At 53.3% G+C, this 13,485-nt stretch carries 17 protein-coding genes; 7 read left to right on the plus strand and 10 right to left on the minus strand.

The window, feature by feature from the left end; genetic code table 11:
• Positions 1-3: 3 nt before the first annotated feature.
• Positions 4-1,020 carry an ABC transporter ATP-binding protein gene (locus tag ACXKZG_RS10530; RefSeq protein ID WP_013202413.1) on the plus strand — a complete coding sequence of 339 codons (1,017 nt, stop codon included), beginning with the start codon at positions 4-6 and terminating at the stop codon, positions 1,018-1,020.
• Positions 1,017-2,018: a murein tripeptide/oligopeptide ABC transporter ATP binding protein OppF gene (oppF, locus tag ACXKZG_RS10535; protein ID WP_134824269.1), complete on the plus strand. Its 1,002-nt coding sequence runs from the start codon at positions 1,017-1,019 to the stop codon at positions 2,016-2,018. Before ACXKZG_RS10530 ends, oppF begins: the two co-directional genes overlap by 4 nt.
• Before the next feature lie 58 nt (positions 2,019-2,076).
• On the opposite strand, the gene ACXKZG_RS10540 is transcribed toward oppF, so the two are convergent.
• Entirely contained in the window at positions 2,077-2,400 is a 324-nt protein-coding gene (locus tag ACXKZG_RS10540) for an HI1450 family dsDNA-mimic protein (protein WP_041692021.1), read from the minus strand.
• Positions 2,401-2,447: 47 nt separating this feature from the next.
• Complete coding sequence (cls, locus tag ACXKZG_RS10545) at positions 2,448-3,908, minus strand: cardiolipin synthase (protein WP_013202410.1); 1,461 nt, start codon at positions 3,906-3,908, stop codon at positions 2,448-2,450.
• Positions 3,909-4,058: 150 nt separating this feature from the next.
• Here cls and ACXKZG_RS10550 point away from each other — a divergent pair, with 150 nt between their 5' ends.
• The 3 genes from ACXKZG_RS10550 (at position 4,059) to ACXKZG_RS10560 (ending at position 5,134) form a co-directional block, all read left to right on the plus strand.
• Positions 4,059-4,232: a YciY family protein gene (locus ACXKZG_RS10550; RefSeq protein ID WP_134824267.1), complete on the plus strand. Its 174-nt coding sequence runs from the start codon at positions 4,059-4,061 to the stop codon at positions 4,230-4,232.
• A gap of 215 nt (positions 4,233-4,447) precedes the next feature.
• Positions 4,448-4,543 (plus strand): cold shock small protein YmcF, encoded by a 96-nt coding sequence (gene ymcF, locus ACXKZG_RS10555; protein WP_422387916.1) that lies wholly within the window; start codon positions 4,448-4,450, stop codon positions 4,541-4,543.
• Between the two features lie 309 nt (positions 4,544-4,852).
• Complete coding sequence (locus ACXKZG_RS10560; RefSeq protein ID WP_134824266.1) at positions 4,853-5,134, plus strand: hypothetical protein; 282 nt, start codon at positions 4,853-4,855, stop codon at positions 5,132-5,134.
• Between the two features lie 305 nt (positions 5,135-5,439).
• On the opposite strand, the gene ACXKZG_RS10565 is transcribed toward ACXKZG_RS10560, so the two are convergent.
• Entirely contained in the window at positions 5,440-5,736 is a 297-nt protein-coding gene (locus ACXKZG_RS10565; protein ID WP_013202408.1) for a YciI family protein, read from the minus strand.
• Positions 5,737-5,941: 205 nt separating this feature from the next.
• Here ACXKZG_RS10565 and tonB point away from each other — a divergent pair, with 205 nt between their 5' ends.
• Entirely contained in the window at positions 5,942-6,682 is a 741-nt protein-coding gene (tonB, locus tag ACXKZG_RS10570; protein ID WP_134824265.1) for a TonB system transport protein TonB, read from the plus strand.
• A 57-nt stretch (positions 6,683-6,739) separates the two neighbouring features.
• Here the strand turns inward: tonB and yciA are convergent, their stop codons facing one another.
• The 3 genes from yciA to ACXKZG_RS10585 all read right to left on the minus strand — a co-directional run bounded on the left by yciA (position 6,740) and on the right by ACXKZG_RS10585 (position 8,570).
• Positions 6,740-7,171 carry an acyl-CoA thioester hydrolase YciA gene (yciA, locus tag ACXKZG_RS10575; RefSeq protein ID WP_013202406.1) on the minus strand — a complete coding sequence of 144 codons (432 nt, stop codon included), beginning with the start codon at positions 7,169-7,171 and terminating at the stop codon, positions 6,740-6,742.
• Positions 7,172-7,228: 57 nt separating this feature from the next.
• Positions 7,229-7,765, minus strand: a complete 537-nt coding sequence (locus ACXKZG_RS10580) for a septation protein A (RefSeq protein WP_013202405.1) — start codon at positions 7,763-7,765, stop codon at positions 7,229-7,231.
• Positions 7,766-7,832: 67 nt separating this feature from the next.
• Positions 7,833-8,570 carry a YciC family protein gene (locus ACXKZG_RS10585; RefSeq protein ID WP_053142834.1) on the minus strand — a complete coding sequence of 246 codons (738 nt, stop codon included), beginning with the start codon at positions 8,568-8,570 and terminating at the stop codon, positions 7,833-7,835.
• Positions 8,571-8,909: 339 nt separating this feature from the next.
• Here ACXKZG_RS10585 and ompW point away from each other — a divergent pair, with 339 nt between their 5' ends.
• Positions 8,910-9,542 (plus strand): outer membrane protein OmpW, encoded by a 633-nt coding sequence (gene ompW, locus ACXKZG_RS10590; RefSeq protein ID WP_013202403.1) that lies wholly within the window; start codon positions 8,910-8,912, stop codon positions 9,540-9,542.
• Positions 9,543-9,602: 60 nt separating this feature from the next.
• Here the strand turns inward: ompW and ACXKZG_RS10595 are convergent, their stop codons facing one another.
• From ACXKZG_RS10595 to trpCF, 4 genes are all read right to left on the minus strand, one after another.
• Positions 9,603-9,917, minus strand: coding sequence for a BON domain-containing protein (locus ACXKZG_RS10595; protein WP_013202402.1), 315 nt, complete (start codon positions 9,915-9,917; stop codon positions 9,603-9,605).
• A gap of 157 nt (positions 9,918-10,074) precedes the next feature.
• Positions 10,075-10,881, minus strand: coding sequence for a tryptophan synthase subunit alpha (trpA, locus tag ACXKZG_RS10600; RefSeq protein ID WP_013202401.1), 807 nt, complete (start codon positions 10,879-10,881; stop codon positions 10,075-10,077).
• Complete coding sequence (trpB, locus tag ACXKZG_RS10605; protein ID WP_013202400.1) at positions 10,881-12,071, minus strand: tryptophan synthase subunit beta; 1,191 nt, start codon at positions 12,069-12,071, stop codon at positions 10,881-10,883. The genes trpA and trpB overlap by 1 nt, the downstream gene beginning before the upstream one ends.
• A gap of 50 nt (positions 12,072-12,121) precedes the next feature.
• The gene (gene trpCF, locus ACXKZG_RS10610) at positions 12,122-13,483 is read right to left on the minus strand and encodes a bifunctional indole-3-glycerol-phosphate synthase TrpC/phosphoribosylanthranilate isomerase TrpF (RefSeq protein WP_013202399.1); all 1,362 of its coding nucleotides are present in this window, start codon (positions 13,481-13,483) and stop codon (positions 12,122-12,124) included.
• Positions 13,484-13,485: the final 2 nt, after the last annotated feature.

The following is a 13,485-nucleotide window of genomic DNA, read 5'->3' on the forward strand; positions in this document are numbered from 1 at the left end:
CCGATGAGCGTAATTGAAATGCAGCCAGCAATGGCAAAAAAAGCGGGAACCGACCTTCTGCTGGACGTAAAAGATCTGCGCGTCACCTTTGGTACGCCAGACGGTGATGTCACTGCCGTGAACGATTTGAACTTTAACCTGCGTGCCGGTGAAACCCTTGGCATCGTGGGTGAGTCCGGTTCCGGAAAATCACAGACGGCCTTTGCCCTGATGGGGCTGTTGGCGAACAACGGCCGCATTGGCGGCTCTGCGCTGTTTAATGGCAATGAAATCCTCAATCTGCCAGAGAATAAGCTGAACAGACTGCGTGCCGAGCAGATTGCGATGATCTTCCAGGACCCGATGACCTCACTGAACCCGTATATGAAGGTCGGTGAACAGCTGATGGAAGTGCTGAAGCTGCACAAGGGCATGAACAGTGCTCAGGCCTTCGAAGAGTCAGTGCGGATGCTGGATGCGGTGAAAATGCCGGAAGCGCGCAAGCGAATGAAAATGTATCCACATGAATTCTCCGGCGGCATGCGCCAGCGCGTAATGATTGCCATGGCGCTGCTGTGCAAGCCGAAGCTGCTGATTGCAGATGAGCCGACCACCGCGCTGGATGTGACGGTGCAGGCGCAGATCATGACGCTGCTGAACGATCTGAAGCGCGAATTCAATACCGCCATCATTATGATCACCCACGATCTGGGCGTCGTCGCCGGGATCTGTGACCGCGTGCTGGTAATGTATGCCGGAAGAACGATGGAATATGGCACTGCGCGTGACGTGTTCTATCAGCCAACGCATCCTTACTCGATTGGTTTACTGAATGCGGTGCCCCGTCTGGATGCAGAGGAAGGTGACTCGTTAGTGACCATCTCCGGTAATCCACCAAACCTGCTGCGTTTACCAAAAGGCTGTCCGTTCCAGCCTCGTTGCCAACATGCGATGGAAATCTGTTCCACCGCGCCGCCGCTGGAGCCATTTGGTGAAGGACGCCTGCGTGCCTGCTTTAAACCCGTGGAGGAGCTGGTATGAGCGCGGTAGCTGAAAAGAAAGTTCTGTTAGAAATTGCCGATCTCAAAGTCCATTTTGATATCAAAGACGGTAAGCAGTGGTTCTGGCAACCGTCAAAAACCCTGAAAGCCGTTGATGGTGTCAGCCTGCGCCTGTACGAAGGTGAGACGTTAGGCGTGGTCGGTGAATCCGGTTGCGGCAAGTCGACGCTGGCGCGCGCCATCATCGGACTGGTCAAGGCTACCGAAGGGCGCGTTGCCTGGCTGGGTCGCGATCTGCTGGGGCAGAGTGAAGAAGAGTGGCGCAGAGCGCGCAGCGATATCCAGATGATTTTCCAGGATCCGCTGGCTTCACTGAATCCACGCATGAACATTGGCGATATCATCGCGGAGCCATTGCGCACCTACCATCCTAAAATGCCGCGCCAGGAAGTGAAGGAGCGGGTAAAAACGATGATGATGAAGGTGGGCCTGCTGCCAAACCTGATTAACCGTTATCCCCATGAATTCTCTGGCGGCCAGTGTCAGCGAATCGGTATTGCCCGTGCGTTGATCCTCGAGCCAAAACTGATCATCTGTGATGAACCGGTTTCTGCGCTGGACGTGTCGATTCAGGCGCAGGTGGTCAATCTGTTGCAGAAACTGCAGCGTGAAATGGGCCTGTCACTGATCTTCATCGCGCATGACCTGGCGGTGGTTAAGCATATTTCCGACCGCGTACTGGTGATGTATCTGGGCCATGCGGTGGAGCTGGGCACCTATAAAGAGGTGTATCAGAATCCACAGCATCCTTACACCAGAGCCTTGATGTCAGCCGTGCCGATCCCCGATCCGGACCTGGAAAAAAACAAGGTGATTCAGCTGCTGGAAGGGGAACTGCCTTCGCCAATCAATCCGCCGTCAGGCTGCGTATTCAGAACGCGCTGCCCGATTGCCGGACCGGAATGCGCGATAACCCGTCCGTTGCTGGAGGGAAGCTTCCATCATGCGGTGTCCTGTCTTAAGGTCGATCCGCTATAAGCCAAACGAAAAAGGCCGGGCAATTTGCCCGGCCTTTTAACTCTCTGCACTGAAAAAATTATTCACGCCACAGGATATGGCACAGCTTGTTGTCTTTCTCACGGCACAGCAGCACGCGGGCAAAGACATCATTGATCGGCTCGCCATCAGCATCGCCCAGACCAATCACCACTTCACAGAAGAAGTCCGGGTTCAGATCATAATCCACATGCTCAGACCAGTCTTCTGAAGGATCGAAGAGTTCGGCGCCGCCGCGCTCCTCAAACTGAAGATTGAACAAAATGATATCGGCTGGATCAAGATTATCACCCGCCAGCTCCAGGAAAATATCGTAGGCCTGTTCAAGGGTTTCATCTTCGGTAAGGCGGTTATTCAAATCCATAACATTTCCCATAATGCCCCTGCGGGCGCTGTGCAATTCCGCTCGTTTTACAGCAACGGACTAAAGAAGTAAAACAGTCGTTCAACAATACGCTGCCAGTAGGCACGTCTTGACCAACGCTGGCCATCAACCAGCCGCGATCGGGCGATATAATCGTCCTGTACGCGGGCCAGATCGCCACCAAAACCATCATCGTCAATGACCATGGTGATTTCAAAATTCAGCCACAGGCTGCGCATATCGAGATTCACCGTGCCCACCAGACTGAGCTGACCATCGACCAGCACGCTCTTGGTATGCAGCAGACCGTCTTCAAACTGGTAAATCTTCACGCCGGCGGCCAGCAGCTCGGCAAAAAAGGCCCTGCTCGCCCAGCCAACCAGCATTGAATCGTTATGGCGCGGCACAATAATGCTGACGTCGACGCCGCGCAGGGCGGCGGTGCAGATGGCATGCAGCAAATCATCGCTGGGCACAAAGTAGGGCGTGGTCATAATCAGCTGCTCACGGGCGGCATACACCGCGGTGAGCAACGCCTGATGGATCAGGTCTTCCGGGAAGCCGGGCCCGGAAGCGATCACCTGGATGGTATGACCGCTTTCCTCTTCAAACGGCATGATGTTGCCGTCGGGCGGTGGCGGCAAAATGCGTTTACCGGTCTCAATCTCCCAGTCACAGGAGTAGATGATGCCCATGGCGGTGGCAACGGGGCCTTCCATACGGGCCATCAAATCGATCCACTGACCTACGCCGGCATCCTGCTTAAAGTAACGCGGATCGACCAGGTTCATACTGCCGGTATACGCGATGTAATTATCAATCAGCACGATTTTGCGGTGCTGACGCAGATCCATGCGGCGTAAAAACACGCGCCACAGGCTGACCTTAAGTGACTCCACCACATCCACACCGGCATTGCGCATCATTGCCGCCCACGGGCTACGGAAGAACTGCACGCTACCGGCTGAATCCAGCATCAGTCGGCAATGCACGCCACGACGCGCTGCGGCCATCAGGCATTCTGCAACTTCATCGGCCAGGCCGCCAGGCTGCCAGATATAGAACACCATCTCGATATTATGGCGTGCCAACTGGATATCACGCACTAACGCCTTAAGCGTTTCATCGGTAGACGTGAGCAGCTGCAGCTGATTGCCTTTCACGCCGGCAATGCCCTGACGATTTTCACACAGCTGGAACAGGGAACGCGCCACATCGCTGTTTTCATGCGAGAAGATGTGGTGACAGGACTTTAAATCATTCAGCCACCGGGCGGTTGACGGCCACATGGTGCGGGCGCGCTCGGCGCGGCGTTTACCCAGATGCAGCTCACCGAACGACAGATAGGCGATGATCCCTACAAGAGGCAGAATATAAATAATCAGTAGCCAGGCCATGGCAGACGGTACGGCGCGGCGCTTCATCAGGATACGTAGCGTAACCCCGGCGATCAGCAGCCAGTAGCCAAATACCAGCAGCCAGCTGAGTACTGAATAAAATGTCGTCATGTAAGTGGAAGTCCTGTTCACGCTTGAATAGAGGGAGTTTACGTGTTGATGACAGCAGGCGAAACCTTTTCCTTTTTAAAGTCATCGGACCTGGCGGGCATTAAGAAAGGTCTATAATGCGGCGCGAGTTTTTCAAGCGAAGAGGGCAAGATGAGACGGAGTAGAAATGAAGTTGCACGCTGGCGCATGTCACGGCAGATTCAGCGGCGCAGAGCACGCTGGCTGGAAGGGCAATCCCGCAGATATGGCCGGATGCATCTCATCCGCCACCAGGTGAGCCAGCAACAACGCCGGTCTATTCTTTTCATTACCCAGATCCCTTGAAATAATTTGCCGGGACGATCGCTTTCCAGGTAATGTACCCGGCAAACACCAGGCGCCTCATTAAATAGGCGTTTGTCGGCTTCAACTCGGTGACAAGGGGTGACGAGAACGTGTTTTGATGTTAGGGTGTTGTCTCTTAAGCAAAAAAGTAGGTTTCTATCTCTAAGTTAAAATACCAATGCCCATCATGTTGCGGCAGCCAGTTTCGTTTCTCCATGCACAATGTCACCAGCAAGAATCCCCACGGCGCACTCTGCATCTTCTGCAAATCCATAATGACAGTGAGTTACTCTTTATTGCCTGTCTCATAATGCAGAACAGATAATGCGTGCCGACCATCGCTGAGCAGAACCCTCAAATCAGCTCTGCGATGTCATTTTTATTTTTACATCTGTGATAACCCCTCCACGTTAATTACGCCACCTCCCATAAAGAGCTTGATTCGTTTTACGCAATAAGAGCCGAACGTAAGCAAGAGAGGGGAAAAACCGATAGGGATCAGGGCATGATCACAGGCATTAATTATGTAAGTAATGATACCTATTCTCATCATAAAATGGCCCGTATAATGGCTGCGGCATTTTTTCGAAACAGAAGTTCCTGGGGATGTGGAGAGTTTGATGAGTAAGATGCAGCCCGGAGGGTTGGCGATGATCATTTCCGCCAATGTTTCAGAAAACATAGGTAAAATTGTCGAACTGATCAATTTTTTAGGCCCAAGTAAAAGCGATATCAGTGGTGAGGTCGCTCCCGCCTGGTACGTGAAGTGTGAGTCAGGACTTCTAACAACGGAAGGGAGCAATATTATGCGTGCGGGCATTTTTAGCCGGCGTTTAATGCCCCTCAGTGGCCAGGACAAACTTCATACGCAACTCCGACAAGTGGAGAGGGTGAATGACTGAAGGCACCAGGTTGTTGAAACCGTAGAAATGCAAATGCGGCTCCACCACGTTTAGCCCCCGGCAAGAGCGCCCATTCCGTCTGCTCTCCCCAATATGCCATCGAACCCGCTAACCCACCGCAGCCCTATTCATAGGTCAATTATCCGCCCTTTCATTGCCCGTTACTGATGCGCCGGCTGACGATATAAACGTGAATATGAAATGATGAGCCAGAAAAACGGTGGGTACTTAGATGTGTACCGATTGGATTTTCTGGCTCTATTCAATCATCACAACCGATTGAATATCCTGATTTATCCGCGTAATCAGAACACGCGTTTGAAAGGCTTCACCGCAACCTGCTTATACACGCCTGCGGCGATATAAGGGTCATCCTGCGCCCAGGACTGCGCCTCTTCCAGTGACGGGAACTCAGCAATAACCGTTGAGCCGCTAAAGCCCGCTTTGCCTGGCTCGTTACTGTCCACCACTGGCATTGGGCCAGCCACAATCAGCCGACCTTCATCCTGCAATAGTTGCAGACGCGCAAGGTGAGCAGGGCGTACAGCGGTACGCTTCTCGAGAGAATCAGCATTGTCTTCCGCGTAAATTACATAGAGCACGTTTACAACTCCTGTCAGGTCAATATCGTCGGCACTCACGTTAAGTGATCGTTAACCAATCTGCAAACTAAAGCGCACTCTGGCTTGATTAGGCGCAGCTCAGGGCGTTTTTCTTGTTAAATCGCCGCGGTTAAGCCGAGAGGTTGTTGAAACTGATTGCTATTTGCATTTACAATTGCGCTTCAACACTAACAGCAGAAATATTATGACGACGCTTGCAGAACATTCTTTACCCCGCCGTATTTCACTGCCGACGCTGTTCTCATTAGGACTGCATGCCGCGGTGATTGGAGGGATCTTATATGCTTCTTTTCACCAGGTTGTTGAAGTGCCCAAAGCGTCTCAGCCGATTAGCGTCTCCCTGGTCGCACCTGAAGTGCAGCCGGAACCTCAGCCTGCACCGCAACCTGCGCCCGAGCCAGTCGCAGAGCCCGAGCCAGAACCGGTGCCTGAACCTGCACCAGAACCGCCGAAGCCTGAGCCGGTGCCAATCCCTAAACCGGTGCCGAAGCCCAAGCCTAAACCGGTGAAGAAGGAAGTGGTAAAACCGAAGAAAGAGGTTAAGCCGCACACTGAACCGCGTCAGGCTTCGCCGTTCAACAACGAGAAGACGGCGGTGGCGCCTAAGCCTTCAACCGCGCCGAAAACGTCGCCAGCGCCATCCACAGCGGTTTCTACCGGACCTAAGGCCCTGAGCGTTGGTAAGCCCGCCTATCCCGCACGTGCCTTTGCACTGCGGATGGAAGGCCGGGTGCGTGTGCAGTTCGACGTAGACAGCTCTGGTGAGGTGGGTAACATTCGCATTCTGTCGGCTGAGCCGCGCAATATGTTTGAGCGTGAAGTGAAGCAGGCGATGAAGAAATGGCGTTATGAAGCCAATAAGCCGGGCAAAGACATGACCATGAATATCGTGTTCAAGATTAACGGTGGCAGCAGCATCGAATAAAAAAAGGCGGGCAGACCCGCCTTTTTGTTGTCCGATCAACAGCTAAACCCGACAACCTTAACCCTGTTCGACGTAGCTGAAGTTGCTTTTCCCTTCAGGCAGCGGGCGCGATTTCCCGGCACCATCAACGGCAACATAGACAAAAACCGCTTCCGTGGTGCAGTAGCGCTGACCAATGGGTTCAGAAGAAACTTTCTTGATCCACACTTCGATATTGATGGTGATCGAGCTGGTGCCGGTGCGGATGCAACGTGCGTGACAGCTCACCACATCGCCAACGGCAACCGGCTTCAGAAAGGTCATGCCATCGGCCCGCACGGTCACCACGCGACCACCGGCAATCTCTTTCGCCAGGATCGCACCACCCATATCCATTTGTGACATCAGCCAGCCACCAAAGATATCGCCATTGGCGTTGGTATCAGCAGGCATGGCTAGCGTACGCAGCACCATCTCGCCCTGCGGCACTCTGTTGTTGTCATCATTCATTGTCAGGCTTCTCAATAAAAAAGGGCAAAAAGCCCGGACGATTGCCGGGCTCTGTGATTATTTTTCTTCTTGTGGCATCAGACGATAAATATACAGACCGCTGACGACGGTAAAGAGCAGGGTGAGTCCGGTCAGACCGAACACTTTAAAATTAACCCAAAACTCCTGAGATAACCAAAACGCCACGTAGATATTTGCCAGACCGCAGGCGAAGAAGAAAATCGCCCAGGCAATATTCAGTTTTTTCCAGGCGAAAGACGGCAGGGTCAGCTCTTTACCCAACATGCTCTGGATCAACGGCTGCTTCATCCAGAACTGGCTGAACAGCAACGCAACGGCAAATAACGTGTAGATCACGGTCACTTTCCACTTGATGAACTCATCGTTATGGAACACCAGCGTCAGGGTGCCAAACACGGCAACCAGCACGAAAGTGATAATGGTCATTTTTTCCAGCTTGCGATACAGCACCCAACTGATGACTAAGGTCAGCGCGGTAGCGGCGATTAAGGCGCCTGAGGCGACAAAAATATCGTACAGCTTATAGAAGATGAAAAAGACCACGAGTGGAAGGAAATCGAGTAACTGCTTCATAAAGGCTTCCGGATACCAGGCTTAGAAATTACGTAGCGACTGCGAGCCCTGAAGCTCGCAGCGGCCATTAACGTAATAGCATATACAGGCGATAGAGGTAAATGATCAGTATCGCTGAGACAAGGTTACTGAGCGCGTTCAGTAACACCGAGGCGACATTGGCCGGCAGGATGGTCAGTGAAGAGGCGAGGAACAGCACCACCACTTTAGCCAGCAGCCAGACGGCAATCGCCGGAGCAACCACCTTCATCTGGCTCCACACCAGACGGGTACTGGTCCGCATGGCGGCAAAGATACCGACCTTCTCTGTTGACAGGATCACCGGTGCCAGCGACAGCACCACGGCCAGAATCAGCCCGGGTACAACCAGCGCCATAAACCCAAGCTGAATAATCAGCGTCATCAGGAACACCAGCAGCAGCAAGCGTGGCAGCGTCGGTGCAGAGGCACCAATGGCACGCAGTGCACTGACGCGCTGACCGGCTGACACCATCGGCAGCAGGCTCAGCATGCCGCCGAGCAGCAAAGTGTTGCCTACCAGCGAGGCAAAGGTGCCGGCCGCAGAGGCTTTCAGCAGGACGCGTTGCTGATCGGGCGACATATTTTGCACCATTTCGATCAGGCTCATGCCAGAACCATTGTCACCGTCGGTCAGGATCGATAACTGATCGGCGCCAGGCGTGAGCGCATGACCAATCAGCACGGTAATAAAAGAGGTGAGCAGTGCCATCAGAATGATGGTAACCAGTTGATGGCGGAAAAAATTCCCCGTGTCACGGTATAACGAACCTGCCGTGAATGACATGTAGACTCCTTGAACAGCCGATTATTGCGATCCGGCGATTGTACATGGTCTGCGGGCAACCTGGCACCCTGACTTACATAACTTTCGATTAAAGAAGGTATTAGCGGTCAGTAAAACGCATTTTTCAGCGCACTCCAATTTTCCGTGATTTGACCCGCAGAGGGGAAAGACTGGCGACGCGGTGTTGAATAAAGCCAGAAAATTGATCTAAATCAACTCTATGTTTTTTAAGGACTTTGAAAGAATTGATTTGGATGATCTTTGCAAAAATTAACGTAAAACTGTCGCCAATAAAAACAACGATTGCGCAATAGCGTATTTTTTTGCAAAGGAGTGGATATGAAAGTGAAAGCGTTGGTTCTGGCGGTGGTGGCATTACTGCCCGTGGCGGCTTCTGCTCATCAGGCAGGGGATTTCTTTATGCGTGCAGGCTCTGCCACGGTTCGACCTACCGGTGGATCGGATAACGTGCTTGGCCTCGGAGAATTCGACGTCAGTAATAATACCCAGCTTGGGTTGACGTTTACCTATATGGCGACCGACAACATTGGTATTGAACTGCTTGGCGCGACGCCGTTCCGCCATAAGGTCGGCCTGGGTGCTACCGGGACGCTGGCTACCGTTCATCAGCTGCCGCCAACGCTGATGGCACAATGGTATTTCATGGGCAATACCAGCAAAGTACAGCCGTATATGGGCATCGGTGTTAACTACACTATGTTCTATGATAACGATTTCAACCAGACAGGTCGTGACGCAGGATTAAGTAATCTGAGCGTGAAAAACTCGTGGGGACTCGCCGGTCAGGTGGGCCTGGATTATCAGCTGACCCCGGACTGGATGCTGAATGCGTCGGTGTGGTACATGGACATCGACACCAAAGTCGGCTTTGATTCCCCTGCCGGCCATCAGAGCATCGATACGCGCATCAACCCGGTGGTGTTCTTCTTCGGTGCGGGCTACCGTTTCTAATCTGCTGCTCAAAATGAAAAAAGGCGCTAATCAGCGCCTTTTGTTTTCAGCAGACAAAAATTACTTAATCTGCATATTGTTGGTTACAGCGGTAACGCCTTTAACAGTACGGGTCACCTGCACCGCACGGTTAGCTGCTGCTGAGCTGGAAACGAAGCCGCTCAGCTGTACGCGACCCTTAAAGGTTTCTACGTTGATCTCAGTAGATTTCAGGTCTTTAGCATTAAGCAGTTCGGATTTCACTTTAGTGGTAATCACGGTGTCATCGAGGTAACCGCCGGTGCCTTCTTTCGTTGGCGTAGGCGCACAGGCGCTGACTGTGATAGCGACAACAGCCGCAATAACCATACCCGTCAGGACTTTAAACAACTTCATTGTAATCTCCCTGTCATTCACTATTTGGCTTAAGCCGTGTGTACAGAATCGCTCTGTCTCAGAAGCTTAGCCAGAGTCCGGAATATTTCCAGCGCAGGATGTAATAAAGAGTGAAAAAATAATGCCTTACCCGGACGGATAAGGCATTTAAGGCAAATTAACGCGTGGCCGCTTTCAGCGAGCTGACGAAAGCCTTCAGTTCAGCCAGCATCACCGGTGGGTTGGCATGGTTTTTCTCGATGATCTTCACCACGGCAGAACCCGAGATAGCACCGGCGGCACCGGCCTGCAGCGCCTCTGTGACCTGGCCTGGCTCAGAGATACCAAAGCCCTGAATGGGAGGAGCGGCATGATACTCGTGCAGTTTATCCACCAGATGCTGCAGCGAATGGCTGACGCCACGGCTTTCCGTGCCGGTTACGCCCGCGCGGGACAGCAGGTAGGTGTAGCCACGGCCATGAGAAGCAATCTCACGCAGCAGGTCATCACTGGCGTTAGGCGGACAGATAAAGATCGGTGCTACGTTGTGACGCATGGCTGACTGACGGAACGGAGCAGACTCTTCAATCGGCACGTCGGCGACCAGCACCGAATCCACACCCACTTCTTCGCAACGCGCATAGAAGTTATCGATGCCGTTGGAGAACACCAGGTTGGCGTACATCAACAGACCAATCGGGATCTCCGGATATTTCTGGCGAATGGTTTTCAGCATTTCAAAGCATTGTGACGGTGTCACGCCGGCCGCGAAGGCACGCAGGGCTGCACCTTGAATCGTGGGTCCATCCGCCAGCGGATCCGAGAATGGGATGCCTAACTCCAGCGCATCTGCGCCGCCTTCTACCAGCGCATCAATGATCTGCAGGGAGAGTTCCGGCGTGGGATCGCCCAGCGTCACGAAAGGGACAAACGCACCTTCTTTCTTCTCAGCAAGGCGTTTAAAAAGCAGGTCGTAACGCTCCATTAAATTTCTCCCTTAGCGGTCAGAATGTCATGAACGGTGAAGATATCTTTATCGCCGCGTCCGGAAAGATTTACCACCAGAAGCTGTTCTTTCTCTGGCGCGTCACGCATCATTTTCAAGGCGTGGGCAAGGGCGTGGGAAGATTCCAGCGCCGGGATGATACCTTCGCTGCGACAGAGGATTTTAAAGGCATCCATCGCTTCATCATCGGTAATCGAAACATATTCCGCACGACCAATGCTGTTCAGATAGGCGTGCTGCGGGCCGACTGAAGGGAAGTCGAGGCCTGCAGAAATGGAGTAGGACTCTTCAATCTGTCCATCCTCGGTCTGCATCATTGGCGACTTCATGCCAAAGTAGATGCCCACGCGGCCATGTTTTAACGGCGCGCCGTGCTCACCAGACTCAATACCGTGACCGGCTGGCTCGACACCAATCAAGCCGACCGACGCGTCATCGATGAAATCAGCAAACATTCCGATAGCGTTCGAGCCGCCACCGACACAGGCGATCACCGCATCCGGCAGGCGACCTTCGCGATCGAGGATCTGCGCTTTAGTCTCTTCACCAATCATGCGCTGGAATTCGCGAACGATAGTGGGGAACGGGTGCGGGCCTGCAGCGGTGCCAAGCATATAGTGTGCGGTATCATAGCTGCCGGACCAGTCGCGCAGCGCCTCATTACAGGCATCTTTCAGCGTTGACGAACCGCTGTGTACCGGGATCACTTCTGCACCCATCAGACGCATTCTGAAGACGTTAGGCGACTGACGTTCGATGTCCTTGGCGCCCATATAAATGCGGCATTTCAGACCAAGTAACGCACTGGCTAAGGCGGAAGCAACGCCGTGCTGTCCGGCGCCGGTCTCCGCGATGATTTCGGTTTTGCCCATGCGCTTGGCCAGCAACGCCTGTCCCAACACCTGGTTGGTCTTGTGCGCGCCACCGTGCAGCAAATCTTCACGTTTCAGGTATAAACGGGTTTTGGTGCCCGCGGTAAGGTTCTTACACAGCGTCAGCGCGGTAGGGCGACCGGCATAGTTTTTCAGCAGGTCGGTAAATTCAGCCTGAAATTCCGGGTCGCGCTGGGCGCTGACAAAGGCTTCTTCCAGCTGATTCAGGGCTGGCATCAGGATTTGCGGCACATACATGCCGCCAAACTCACCAAAATAGGGATTTAATAAGGTCATTTCGCTTCTCTTATCGTTACAGGGGCCGCAGTTTGTCGCCGCCCCAACGGTCAGTACGCCTTCAGGGTATGGAACACCGAGGCAATCTTCGAGGCATCTTTAATTCCAGGGGCACTTTCCACCCCGGAATTGAAATCAAGACCGGCACAGCCGAGCTGGGCGGCTTCAACACAGTTGTCTGCACCCAGACCACCGGCAAGCAGCACATTGTTCAGCGATTCGCCCTGCAGCAGGGACCAGTCAAAGCGTTTGCCGCTGCCGCCGTTACCGTTATCCAACACGTAACGATCGATGTGTGGCCAGTCACGGGCAGGGAGCGATTCCTTGATGCTGAAGGCTTTCCAGATCTTCACCGTTTCAGGCAGTTCGGCGCGCAAGGCGGCAACAAACGTCTGGTCTTCATCGCCGTGCAGTTGCACCGCCTGCAGGTTAAGCGCATTAGCATAAGTGACAATGTCACTGACGGTGTTATTACGGAACACGCCAACGTACTTCAGCGGTGCGCCAGCCATGACCAGACGGGCCTGCTCAACATCAACCTGACGAGGAGAACCTTCGGCGAAGATCAGCCCACCGTAAATGGCTCCGGCTTCATGCGCGCTGCGGGCATCTTCTTCACGCGTCAACCCACAGACCTTGTTGTCACCGAGCATCACCCTGCGAATCGCAGCAGAGAGGTCGTCTTCGGACATCAGGGCAGAGCCAATCAGGAAGCCGTTAGCAAAGTGGCTAAGGTCGCGCACCTGAGAATAACGGTTAATACCGGATTCACTGATCACCGTAACGCCATGCGCCACTTTAGGCGCGAGGCGACGCGTGCGGTCCAGATCGATCGACAGGTCGCGCAAATCGCGGTTGTTGATGCCGATGACTTTTGCGCCTAATGCGGTAGCGCGTTCAAGCTCTTCATCACTGATCACTTCCGTCAGCACGCCCATATTCAGGCTGTGCGCTACGGCCGCTAGCTGGCGGTACTGGTCATCATTCAATACTGAAAGCATCAGTAAGATGGCATCCGCCTGATAGAAACGTGCCAGGTACACCTGATACGGATCGATCATAAAGTCTTTACACAGTACCGGCTGGGTGATCGCGGCACTGACGATTGGCAGGAAATCAAAACTTCCCTGGAAATATTTCTCGTCGGTCAGTACTGAAACCGCAGACGCGTAGTGCTTGTAGATCCCGGCGATGGTCGCAGGATCAAAGTCTTCGCGGATCAGCCCTTTGGACGGCGAGGCTTTTTTGCATTCAAGAATGAAAACGGTCCTGGCGCCCTGCAGCGCATGGTAAAAGCTGCGGGTGGACGGTTTGACGTCATTTTGAAAGGAGGACAGCGGCTGCTGTTGCTGGCGTTCGCTCAACCAGACCGCTTTGTCCTGCACAATTTTATTCAGTACGGTTTCCTGCATGA

The sequence above is a fragment of the Erwinia sp. 2186 genome (assembly GCF_057812255.1).